The following is an 11,220-nucleotide window of genomic DNA, read 5'->3' as shown; positions in this document are numbered from 1 at the left end:
ACGGGCAGCGGCTCACTTATACAAGGAGCCCAAGCCATGGCAAACCAAGCCCCAGTTGTATCTATCCCTCAAGCCGATAATCTTATTGTTCGCTCACTCGACCTCGCAAATCTCAGCCTGGAATCACTAAACAAGCTGCGCACCCTCTTCCACAGCATTAGCCAGATATCCGAGAGCAACTCCACTAGCCAAGAGCTGGCAGTTATCGGCGCTCACCTTGCCGATGAGTGGGCAAACCTAATCGATTGTGAGCGTGAAGACCTGGAGCGCCTGGAGGGCAAGCAGTAAGGTGTTTTTAGCTGGCTCATAGTGCAAGGGGGCCTTGAAACAGGGCGCCCTTGCCAAGGGAGGCCAGCAGACCTTTAAAGTTATCCCAGAGCGGGAATTCCCGCTTTGGCCCTATCGCGTTTGAAACGCGGAATTCAATATCAGGGGGTGGACGCCCTACCGAGTACGCAATCCTCAATGAACACCAGGCTACTACGCTAATCACCTTTATGCACAATATCGGTGTGGTGAAAGAGTTAAAAAAAGCGTCTCGTTAAATCCTTCTTTGAGATGCGTGACGAACTGAACCGGCGCGAGCCTGAGAACCTAAGCCGTATTGAGAGCTGGCAGCTCAAACCCCTAATTCGGGGTCTGGCACTCTGAGCGTAAGTTGAGAGGCTTTTGGCCCGTTCAGACTTGAAGCCCTAGTTATCAGCGAATGCCGCCCGAGTAAAATTACTGAGAATTACTGAGCCGCTCCCTAAGCATCGCCAAGACGGACTAACACCAACACACACCCAAGGCCACTAAAACCGCTCAGGAAGCCGCAGAGGTCCTTGAGTCGCGTCTTGGGAGTGCCTGGCACCTTCAATGCGGATTACTTCCTCTAGCAGCTTATCAAGCAATGTACGGACATCTACTTGCTGAGGCTCTGGAAGAGACTCCTTTTTTCGTATATGGGTATGGAGATATGAATCCGCAATATTTCTTATTTGGTCATCCAGGTTTTTCATTGAGTATTTGAAGGAACGACCGCCGGAATAGTTACTATAAACTCCCTTGAAGTTTGGACATTCAAAAACAGGGGGGACATGGTCTAATACTGACCTGAGTAAGCATCCCACTGAAAAAAACATCTCACTCTCAAACGCAAGATTAATCTCTTTAAGGAATGCAATTAATCGAGAATAATCAAAATCAGATTTCAAGGACTCTAATTGCTTCAATCTCTCTTGGCTAACGTATGCAGAATTCCCTGATTTAACCCCCTCAAGGGCATTTCCCTTAATACTTTTGACTTCCATCTCTCTTGTGAACCGAACTGCAATACGGAAAGCGTCTCTCATAGGGCTATTAGGAAAATTAAGAAAAATCCAAGGATGGTCCTCAGCCTTTTTCGTTAATAATTCAAACCTAGTCTTGCATTCTGGGTCATCAACTAGCAAGGGGCCTACTTCGCTTACCCAGTCTTTAAAGTTGTTTATCGAAGAAAGTATGCTTTCACGCTCATCATCCGCCGTTAATCGTTTAAGCTCTTCCAGAATGTCCATGTAACTGATAATCCTACTTACTAAAAAATCAAGCGATAGATTGGCCTGCCCCACATACAACCAGTGAGGATTCCCGGCTAGTTGCCACGAAGAATAATGGGAATGAAAAAACAAATCGACTTAACGAGACCTGATAAAACCCTCAGGCGGGCAACTGTGATTTGAAGAAGTGAAAGCTTAGTCCTGATAAACAGCAGAATTCAACTGTACGGAAGCACCACTTAAGGCAGTCTCTCGGAGTGTTTACTTCGAATCACAGGCGCTACCTACGCATCGTTAAGACATATCAGTACCGACACGCCCCCAAGGCCAGCAAAACGGCTTAGGCGGCCACATAGGCCCCTTCAGCACAAGATGCGCCCCATTGTCACCTCCTCAGAGTTTTGCGACCAGTACGCGCGGAAGAGCTGCAAGGAACTGACATGCAAGGCATATCGAGATACGCAGCCCCAAATGCCTACACTTTGGCGAAAATAAAGGTTTTCTGTAGGTCGATGGCAGGCCTTAGCCACCTGGAGCACTCTTTCAGGCGCGGGGTCATATTTGGCATCTCATTGATATCCTTATCAAATCACGGCTTGAAATCAGTGTCACTAGAGGCTGGGCAGCCCACCAACTTAAGTCGAAATAAATTGGCCAGTAAAGAAAGTTAGAAATGTAATTCCGTGTATCTATATTCCCTCAGTAAGGTTTTGTATTCTCTTCTCTTACGTACTGACAGAGAGGAAGGGAGCAGTGGGACACTATGAGCAGCCGAAGCCGTACTACCTGAAAGACCGCCGTGAAGTGGCAATTGATAGGTTTGTTTCAAAAAAGAACCTTACTAGGGCTGACTACATGGCTCTAAAGGTCATTGACCAAGTTGAGGAAACTCTCGACAAGTACCGACAGGAGTCGGTCACAATGTCTCGGAAAGAGATAAGGGAAGAGGAGCATGACTCCACCCGGCTTGGGAAGTTCATGGAGAAAAACGGGAAACCCCACCCCGGCGGAAACTGTGATGCACATGCCATTGTTTCAGGGGGCCACTCAAGGGCCACTCCGGCAAGGGCTATCTTAGCCCGGGTAGGGATTAGGATAGATGACATAAGAAATGGGACTTGGCTACCCAGAAGCACAGCTGACACTCCACACCCCAAAATGCCCGAAGCTATCCCCCACTCCCGTATTCATAGACTGGGTTATTACATGTGGCTAGAAGACGAATTCGCCAGATTAGATATTAGCGATATAACAGAAGAGAATGTTACGAACTTGCTCAGAGGAATCGAATACGACCTCAAATTCTCCAGCTTCCCGCACTATGTTATGTTGCCCGCAGACGAAGTACGAAAACATCTTGGAGCTTAATGTGGAAATCTACAAAGTATTTACCAACTTCACTGACTTCATGGTTCCACATTTCGACATCGATGAGGTAGAAGAAAAGCGCGGGGATGATGACTTCATTATCGACACAAGGCCAACAAACTACGCTGACGACTGGATACCACTGGAAGTTCAATTCAGCCTAGAAGATGGCCTCCCCGAGATTCCTACGCTATCTATGTGTCGAAACTATCTCGTTTTGCATGAATCAGCTTATAAAACCCTAGAGGGTGTCCTAGGCCCCTACGGCGAGTTTCTGCCATGTACTCACCAGAAGGCAAAGTTTTACCTATTCAATCCACTCACAATTGCTGAAGACTTAGATGCTGTAGTGCCTGGCTCTGTCACACGAAAAGGTAATTTACTCTCAGGTATTGAATTCGATAAGGCCAAGCTCAAGGATGTGCCAGCTTTCAGGACTAAAGAATCGTTTATCAGCATCTATTGCACTGATGCCTTCAAAGACATAGTTGAGTCTGAAAAGCTTGATGGGTTGCTGTTTAGCACCAAACTAACACCCTACTAAAGCAACCTCCTTGCCACTGTGAACCCGGACAGCAAAGGCAGGCTCCCTACTTCGCTACTGGGCCCCAGCCTGAGAATACCTGAGGCCCACCACTGGCCGGGCCAGAAATCTCAGCCTTTTTTTGGACTAAAATAATTAGCCCACACCCAAGGGCAGCCCTCTACAGCCCCTGCCGGATTGGCACTTGCTAACTCTTACCTACTGAGGAAGGTTTTTCCACAATCAAGAGAGCCCCTCACCTGTTGACAAATGTTGACACCGATAAAGGTTTTGTTCGCGTCATTAGCAGCATCTGCCACAGACAGCCTTGCCTATTGGCATGGAAATATCCGCCTAAATTCACAGAAAAGCGGGGACCATAGAAGAGGAAATTTGCGCCCTATGCAAAGCATTTGGGGGCACATCTGGGGGCCCATGGCATATGGGGTGAACACAATGTCCATATATATCAGTGAGTTAGGAAGTCAATTCGGTTGACGGAGGGCCCACCATTTTCTCTCTTTTACTCTTCGTAATATTTATTATCGTTTAGCTAACAGCTAAAAATCTTCAAGCCTCAGTTGAGCTGACATTTTCGCTGTCGCAACACACAAATCCTCTGAATATCACTCTATTTAGAAAAGCGGGAAGTCTAGATCTTGCTTCGATCCTAAATATTGCGTCCATCACCTGACAAGGGACTCAAGGAGCTAATGTTCCAGCCTTCCCCGAGTTATTATAGTTGTCGACATAGAGCCATTAACACTGGCTGTCTATTATATCCAGTCAACTTCCCTCACTACCCTTAAGGACTTCATTTTTAATAAAAATATAGACATGACAGGAAACGACTACAAACCCAACGTTAATACCCATTTGAATTGACCTAGTGATTTTTTGACTTTCTGAATCAAAAAAATTGAATAGACATGCGTTTTGACATTCGTTAAATCAACAAGAGTAGCCAGAAAAAACACCCTAGATTCCCACAACAACTGACACACTTGGCGATAGCGAAGGAGGCCAGGCGGATGTGGAAATAGCTGTGCTGCTATTAAATGATCGCCCCAGAGAAACACTGGATTACAAAACCCTCAGCAAGGCTTAGCGGGATATACTGCTGCCGTAGCGGCATAAATAGTGATGCACTTCAGCGTTGAATGCAGAATGATATAAATATTACTTACACCTTTAATTATCATTAAAAATTAGAGTTATATGTCGCAGGCGCTATGATCATGCCAGCGCTTCGGAATGCGCTTTCCAGGCTTAGTGTACTGCCTATGAACCTTCTCAGGTAGACGACCGAGAAACCAATAGCAATATAGAGGAAATCACAATGAGCGAGATCATTTGGCCGCAGGGCTTTGTCCCAGGGTTTACCGATAATTACTGTTCCAATGAAGTGATTATTGCCGGACTAGCAACAGCAGATATTTGGCCGCTGTTAAATACCCCCTCTGTATGGCCCAGCTACTATGCAAACTCAGCCAATATCCAATTCCAGGATGGCCAAGGCCCTGAGCTAAGAGAGCAAATACCGTTTTCTTTCGAAACCTTTGGTTTCCCTGTTGAAGCACGCTGTGTAGAGCACGTCGCTCCAATAAAAGGCCAACCTGCACGGCTAGCTTGGCATGGTTGGGCTGGTGAGGGAGACTCACGTCTGGACGTTCACCATGCTTGGTTAATTGAAGATTTGTCGGGTGATCGAGTACGTATACTCACCCAGGAAACGCAAAATGGTTTACCGGCCATTGAATTAGCAAAAACCCAGCCCAACCCTATGATTAATGGCCATCAGGATTGGTTACAAGGCTTGGTGGCGGCAGCGCTCAAAACAAAAGGAGAGAAATCATGAAGGCAATAACACTTAAAGCACCCGGCGGTTTAGAAAACATCTCGGTGAGTGATATCACTGACCCCGGAGTACCTGGGCCCGGCCAAATCCGTGTTGCCATTGGCGCATCTTCTCTGAACTTTCACGACCTTCTCGTTGCCAATGGCAGTATCCCCAGCGAGGACGGACGTATTCTGATGTCTGATGGCGGCGGTAATGTGGATGCGGTTGGTGAGGGGGTTACTGATTTCCTGGTTGGCGATTCTGTAGTGTCGTGTTTTTTCCCGCAGTGGCCATCAGGTTCGGCAATGGCATCCGTGGGCACTTTTGCCCATACGCCCGGTGACGGTATCGACGGTATGGCGGCAAAATTTGTTGTGCGGAATCAGAACGCTTTCACCCTGGCCCCCAAAGGCTGGTCTCATGCGGAATCCGCAACCATTACTACTGCCGGCCTGACCGCTTGGCGGGCGCTGGTAACAGACGGCAAAGTAAAACCCGGCGACACAATACTAACCCTGGGCACCGGTGGAGTATCCATTGCCGTGATTCAGATCGCCAATATGTTGGGGGCGAGAGTGATAGTGACGTCCTCATCAGATGAGAAACTGGAGCGCGCTAAGAAACTCGGGGCCAGCGAGGGCGTCAATTATCGAACCCATACTCAGTGGTCAGATAAGGTACTGGAACTGACAAAGGGCAAAGGGGTAGACCACATTATCGAACTCGGTGGGCCCGGCACCTTGGAGCAGTCGATCCGGGCTGTGAGAGTTGGTGGCCATATCTCCCTAATCGGTGTCTTAACCGGACGATCTGGAGAAGTGCCCACCGCGTTATTGATGGCCAAGCAGGCCTGCTTACAGGGCTTGGTTGTGGGGAGCCGCCGAGACCAGCAGGATTATGTAGCGGCACTGGAAGCTAATCAGATACAACCAATTGTTGACAAAACTTACTCCATGGAAAAGTTGGCAACGGCATTTGAGTACCAAGCCAGCGGATCGCATTTTGGCAAGATCTGTGTGGAGTGGTGACTTAACGGACCTCTGTATCCATGGCCGCACTTTTACCCCTTTATCGATCCTCACAGTGCGGCTTAAACAACCTATTGGGATTTCACCAGGTTACCATGGTCCTTTTTCTGAATATAACTTAGCAATTGTAACAAGGCCCCGTCTTTACCCTTCTTGTAGTCTTCCCAACTGGTCGTCATCGGTAAGTCAGGGTAAAGGGCATCGCTAGACGATTGTGTAAAGCCATAGTAGCGCTTCGAAATACTGATACTCCGTTTGGAATTTTTGAGCGTGAAGTGGTTAGTTTCAGAAGCGATATTAGGATCTGCCCCCGTGGGACTTCCAACCAAAGTGGCATTCAAGATTTGTTGATACTGTGCCGCATTGCTCATCGCCGCTGACTGGGTGCCCTCATCCGTCATTACAAAAATACCCTTGTGCCAGTCGAATTGATCCAGATCTTGAATACAGGAGGAGAGAATCAGTCCTACATAAAAGTCCCCGCCATGATTACCACGAAAATCTATTACAAGATTTCGAGCCCCGTTCTTACGGATGGCGTCAGTAATTTTTTTACACACCTTGCGCAGCTGTTCAAACTCTGGATAACTGTCAAAATCGAGATAAGCAATATCGCGATCGCCCAGAAAGGCCAGCTGAATGCCCGGCAGTTCAATGGCCGAAAAGTGAGTTTCAGGTTCCAATCTTGGATACTGAGTACTCAGTGCTGCAAATTTTTTCATGGTTACTGAATTCACATTTGCAGAGATAGACTTCCCGTTTTTTGTGAAATGAAAATTCACTGAATCAGGCCTATCACTAATACGAGTGCCATAGAGAAACTTGGCCACGGTGATATGAAAACTGAAGGAAAGTTTGTAGCTATAGGGGTTTTCAACGTAGTTTACATAGGGGGCTAGCCGCTTCTGAAGTTGCTGCAAGGTGTAATTATTGATACCGCTTAGCGTCGACCCCAGTAAAAATTTATATCCCGCCGTTGTGTCCACCACTTGAAGCTTTTCATCGAAATATTTAAACCGGAAAGGATAGTGTCTGTGCAGGCCAGACATAATATTATAAGAGGTATGCGCATCGCCAATACCCCGCATCACTCGCATGATTCCCACCTCCACTTCTGCTTCGTTCAAGTCCGGCAACTTCTCGATCAGCTTATCAACCTGAGAATCAAATTCTGGTTGCCCAATATTGGCGAAGGGATCGATATGTCGCGTTTTCACCAGATTCTGCAATTGACGAATATCTTCATTCCATAAACGCCTTTCCACAACATCAAGCGCATAGGCTTTACCGGTGAATACAAATAAACTGATACATAGGAGAACTCTGTATTTCATCCTTGATTCCTGCTGAAGTGGGACGGAGATACTCCAAACTGCCCCTGAAATGCTCTGCGGAAACTATCATAGCTGGCAAAACCCACTTGCCGCGCCACCTGTACCAGATTCTGGGATTCACAAGTGATCAAATCCCGCGCATGGTTTAATCGCAATTGGTTTAAATAGTGCCCCGGCGTGCTATTTAAATGTTGCTTGAATAGACGGGTTAGCTGGCGGTCACTTACGGCAATGCGTTCAGCCATATCAGAAACACTAATCGGCTTTGGGTAGTTTTCGGCCAACCACTCCAGCAATGGATTAAGTCTTAGACTGTCGCTGTACTGCACTTTTAACAAATCTGAGTATTGGGATTGCCCGCCCCTGCGCTGCAGGTAAACCACCAGATCTTTGGCCACGCTGGCGGCTATGGTGTTGCCTTGATCCCGGCGAATGACCTCTAAAGCCAGATCTACCCCAGACAATATGCCCGCAGAGGACCAAAATTTTCCGCTTTCGATAAACAGCGGGTCCTCTTCTACCTGATAGTTAACAGCCTGATCAGAAAGCTGCTGGCAGTGGCGCCAGTGGGTGGTGACGCGGTGTCCCTGCTCGGGGAATGTTTCAGTCAGTACAAAAGCACCTGTGCAGATACTCAGCACTCGCTCCGCACCATCTGCAATCGAGCGCAATGCATTGATCTGTTTGGGACCCAGCCGCAAGTGTCGCATTCCTGCCCCCCCACAAATCACCAGATAATCGATTTTTGGCAATTGGTAGATATCAAAATCCACTGATACTGTTTGCCCATAACAGGTTTTTACCGGAGCATCGCTCAACCCAATAAGGCAGCTTGAGTAGGCCTCACTGACAAAACTGTTTGTCTCCATAAAGGCATCGAGGGGGCCAAAAAGGTCTAAAGCCTGGAAACCATCGGCAATAAAAAAACCTATTTTCTTTGTCATAGTATCTCCTCTATAGCCCTATTCTATCCCCGCAGAAATGTCAGTAATGACATAATTACGACAAAAACAGACATTTGGTTTTTTTGAAATATTAATCTAATCAGGAGAAATAAATTAAATATCTACACACTATCGGAGATTGAAACTGCTACCAGTTGAGCCGTTCGAACAACATAGCAAATAGAAAATCCACAAGTCAGTAAATCTAGCCGGACAGTGACCAACAACCCACACCCTGTCTTTCTGATGGTATATCGATTGACTAACAAATTTATAAAATAGCAGATAGTAATTACATCAAAACTTGGTTTCGGACAACAAGTCCCAACTTGACTACTTATCACTCATATCAAGCCACAAAACTATAGAACTTACAGACATTAAGATTTTTCCGGACCAACGAACATATAAACATCAAATTCATTCAACGCTAATCACTGTAATTTCAATCAATAAAACAAAATTTTATTAACGTTAATCTTCGCCTAATTCGTTTAGTCACTTACAAGGCAAGTCTTTATCGACCGAAAACTTTACTTGTCTGCGTCCATCGAATGCCAAAATGGCGATTTAAAGGTACCGGCGCACCAAATACATTAAGCACAGCAAGGATATTTTAAATGAAGTTACAAAAGTCACCAGGACAAAAGAGAAAATCTCTGGTACGTACTATTTGTATTTTGCTCTTTCTCGCCTCCACATACTTGGTATCTGAGTTTTTTTCGCATGCAAACAGCGAAGCTTTACGCTGGGTCGAAAACCATCAGGCTCTCGATGCACAAATTCTAGAGCTAAATCAGGAGGAGGAAGAGTACCGTAATCGCAAGGGTAAGAAGCGCTCTCGTACTAACTACTATATGAGTTATAGCTTTACCTATGAGGATGAAACCTTTGAGTCTTCTGCAGAAATCACCAGAACCATCTTTGGTCAGTATGATGAAGGCCAGTCGATCGAAGTCTGGTACCCGCAAGATGATATTTACAACCACGAATTAGCTGTAAATGTTCAGAGAGAGCTAGAGAACAATACCCCCACAGGTAATTTAATTCAGGCAGGACCTATCGCCGCAGGTATATGCCTGGGCTTGTACTGGATTCTGACACTGCTGTTCGTTAGGGAGTCTAAGAAAGCATTACCTAAAGGGTTTTATACCGAAATTTCCTGGCTCGATATTGATGACCATTATCTGGTGGCCCTGGAAGAAGGCGAGCTCGTTTACTTCGATATTCATAAAAATCAAGCCAGTGCAGTACAGTCCGCGTACCAGCAAGGTAAGTCTCCCGAAGAGCTATACGCTTTAAGCAAATCTGAGAACGCGGCCCGTATCCCCCTCAATGAAATCAGTTCATTAAGTAGCAACCACAATTCAGATGTCATTACCATTCAACACGGGGATAAGACCCATTCCGTAGAGTTCCTGAATCAAACTGTGAAAGCGCATGCATTAGAACGTATTGAGAAAAGATTGCCCCAATCAATGGACTACCAGCTTATCCAGCGCTCACGCTTGCAAGCCACATTGCCACCGCTAATTATTGCCGCACTACTCGCCGGTATTATCTTCTGGCTGGATATGTTCATACTGCGTGTGATACTTGGTTTTGTGGGCCTAGCCTATGTAATGCCAAAGCTCATATCCCAGTTATTCAGCCCTACGGAAACACAGACATGGACCAAAACTGAAGATCTGCTTGCGAAGCAGGCCTAGCGATTATAGTGGCCGGCCCCCCGCTGGCCACTTCCCCCGGACACAGAAGCCTATCCCTACAGATCAGTCTCCGACTCAGCTATACTTCCCGGCAAAACCTTGTGTGGCACAGCGCTTAATCGCCAACCAGAGCATCAAAAGCTTATGGATCTTTCTTCAGTAGTCTTCGCTATGCTAACAACCGCGACTAGCCCTAATAGCTGCACGGATGGTATTGCTCTGGCAAGAGGCGTTGCCGCCATAGTCGAGGAGTACCCCTGGCTAAGCGCAAATAAGAGCGACTATATAGTACGCGCTTATCCCCGTATGTATCTGGTTCTGCCCAAAATACCCGGTGAGCAAACCGTCGGCAACGAGCAGCCCAATGCCCCGGTGGATAAAGAAACTTGCCAGGTTATTAATGTTTTTCTCACCAGCTAACAACGGGTTGAAAAACCCTACCCCAACTTTCTGAAACCGAGCTTGCGGCACATATCCGCAAGCCCTCAGAGATTCATCGAGTAGTTAAGCACTTCATTGACAGGCCAAGTATTACACCTCGAATCAACAAGCCAGGAGCTTAGCCTTGCTCTGCATAAGTCATTGTATTGTTATTCTCGTTACACTCATCAACAACGTCAGCAAAGTCAGCTGTTACTTCCAGTACAGCATCCGGATCAAATACCCAGTAACCCAAAGTAAATACAATGCTTACCGTACCGCCGGCTGGAATAGCTGGAGTCGCCTGGACATCATTGGATAGGGTATCTGGATCGACAAGACGAGCCTGACTCACAGGTGCAGCAAGGGCCCCTATATTGGTGATATCAACGACGATCATCGACTGCCCGGTGCCAGGATTCCAGATAGGATCATAGATTTGGCTCACGATTAGATCTGGCTTGTTGCAAACACACAGGCCTAGATTCCCACAATGACCGACACACTTGGCGATAGCAAAGGGGGCCAGCTGGC

The 11,220-nt window shown here is 46.8% G+C and carries 11 protein-coding genes; 7 read left to right on the top strand and 4 right to left on the bottom strand.

The window, feature by feature from the left end:
* Nucleotides 1-288: hypothetical protein (locus MO867_RS18410; protein WP_252471886.1), on the top strand; the 288-nt coding region annotated here is incomplete at its 5' end.
* Nucleotides 289-794: 506 nt separating this feature from the next.
* Here the strand turns inward: MO867_RS18410 and MO867_RS18405 are convergent.
* Complete coding sequence (locus MO867_RS18405) at nucleotides 795-1,538, bottom strand: hypothetical protein (RefSeq protein WP_252471885.1); 744 nt, start codon at nucleotides 1,536-1,538, stop codon at nucleotides 795-797.
* Between the two features lie 735 nt (nucleotides 1,539-2,273).
* Between MO867_RS18405 and MO867_RS23825 the strand changes: the two genes are divergently transcribed.
* The 4 genes from MO867_RS23825 to MO867_RS18385 all read left to right on the top strand — a co-directional run bounded on the left by MO867_RS23825 (nucleotide 2,274) and on the right by MO867_RS18385 (nucleotide 6,279).
* Nucleotides 2,274-2,888: an AHH domain-containing protein gene (locus MO867_RS23825; protein WP_252471884.1), complete on the top strand. Its 615-nt coding sequence runs from the start codon at nucleotides 2,274-2,276 to the stop codon at nucleotides 2,886-2,888.
* Nucleotide 2,889: 1 nt separating this feature from the next.
* Nucleotides 2,890-3,432, top strand: coding sequence for a hypothetical protein (locus MO867_RS18395; RefSeq protein WP_252471883.1), 543 nt, complete (start codon nucleotides 2,890-2,892; stop codon nucleotides 3,430-3,432).
* Nucleotides 3,433-4,750: 1,318 nt separating this feature from the next.
* Entirely contained in the window at nucleotides 4,751-5,269 is a 519-nt protein-coding gene (locus tag MO867_RS18390) for an SRPBCC family protein (protein WP_252471882.1), read from the top strand.
* Entirely contained in the window at nucleotides 5,266-6,279 is a 1,014-nt protein-coding gene (locus tag MO867_RS18385; RefSeq protein ID WP_252471881.1) for a zinc-dependent alcohol dehydrogenase family protein, read from the top strand. The genes MO867_RS18390 and MO867_RS18385 overlap by 4 nt, the downstream gene beginning before the upstream one ends.
* A 71-nt stretch (nucleotides 6,280-6,350) precedes the next feature.
* Here MO867_RS18385 and MO867_RS18380 read toward each other — a convergent pair whose 3' ends face one another.
* Together MO867_RS18380 and MO867_RS18375 are read right to left on the bottom strand one after the other, a co-directional pair.
* The gene (locus MO867_RS18380) at nucleotides 6,351-7,613 is read right to left on the bottom strand and encodes a S41 family peptidase (RefSeq protein ID WP_252471880.1); all 1,263 of its coding nucleotides are present in this window, start codon (nucleotides 7,611-7,613) and stop codon (nucleotides 6,351-6,353) included.
* A complete protein-coding gene (locus MO867_RS18375; RefSeq protein WP_252471879.1) occupies nucleotides 7,610-8,557 on the bottom strand; it encodes a GlxA family transcriptional regulator in 948 nt (315 codons plus the stop codon). The genes MO867_RS18380 and MO867_RS18375 overlap by 4 nt, the downstream gene beginning before the upstream one ends.
* 620 nt (nucleotides 8,558-9,177) lie before the next feature.
* Here MO867_RS18375 and MO867_RS18370 point away from each other — a divergent pair.
* A complete protein-coding gene (locus tag MO867_RS18370; protein ID WP_252471878.1) occupies nucleotides 9,178-10,266 on the top strand; it encodes a hypothetical protein in 1,089 nt (362 codons plus the stop codon).
* Between the two features lie 171 nt (nucleotides 10,267-10,437).
* Nucleotides 10,438-10,686, top strand: coding sequence for a hypothetical protein (locus MO867_RS18365; RefSeq protein WP_252471877.1), 249 nt, complete (start codon nucleotides 10,438-10,440; stop codon nucleotides 10,684-10,686).
* A 139-nt stretch (nucleotides 10,687-10,825) separates the two neighbouring features.
* Here the strand turns inward: MO867_RS18365 and MO867_RS18360 are convergent.
* Nucleotides 10,826-11,220: CARDB domain-containing protein (locus MO867_RS18360; protein ID WP_305884248.1), on the bottom strand; the 395-nt coding region annotated here is incomplete at its 5' end.

The organism is Microbulbifer okhotskensis (assembly GCF_023895975.1).
Lineage (GTDB): Bacteria > Pseudomonadota > Gammaproteobacteria > Pseudomonadales > Cellvibrionaceae > Microbulbifer > Microbulbifer okhotskensis.
The sequence above is the reverse complement of the archived record's forward strand: the minus strand, read 5'-3'. Positions and strand labels throughout refer to the sequence as shown.

Coding starts and splice junctions, on each gene's coding strand:
- MO867_RS18405 (WP_252471885.1), bottom strand. CDS start 1,538: ATGGACATTCTGGAAGAGCTTAAACGATTAACGGCGGATGATGAGCGT.
- MO867_RS18390 (WP_252471882.1), top strand. CDS start 4,751: ATGAGCGAGATCATTTGGCCGCAGGGCTTTGTCCCAGGGTTTACCGAT.
- MO867_RS18385 (WP_252471881.1), top strand. CDS start 5,266: ATGAAGGCAATAACACTTAAAGCACCCGGCGGTTTAGAAAACATCTCG.
- MO867_RS18380 (WP_252471880.1), bottom strand. CDS start 7,613: ATGAAATACAGAGTTCTCCTATGTATCAGTTTATTTGTATTCACCGGT.
- MO867_RS18375 (WP_252471879.1), bottom strand. CDS start 8,557: ATGACAAAGAAAATAGGTTTTTTTATTGCCGATGGTTTCCAGGCTTTA.
- MO867_RS18370 (WP_252471878.1), top strand. CDS start 9,178: ATGAAGTTACAAAAGTCACCAGGACAAAAGAGAAAATCTCTGGTACGT.
- MO867_RS18365 (WP_252471877.1), top strand. CDS start 10,438: ATGCTAACAACCGCGACTAGCCCTAATAGCTGCACGGATGGTATTGCT.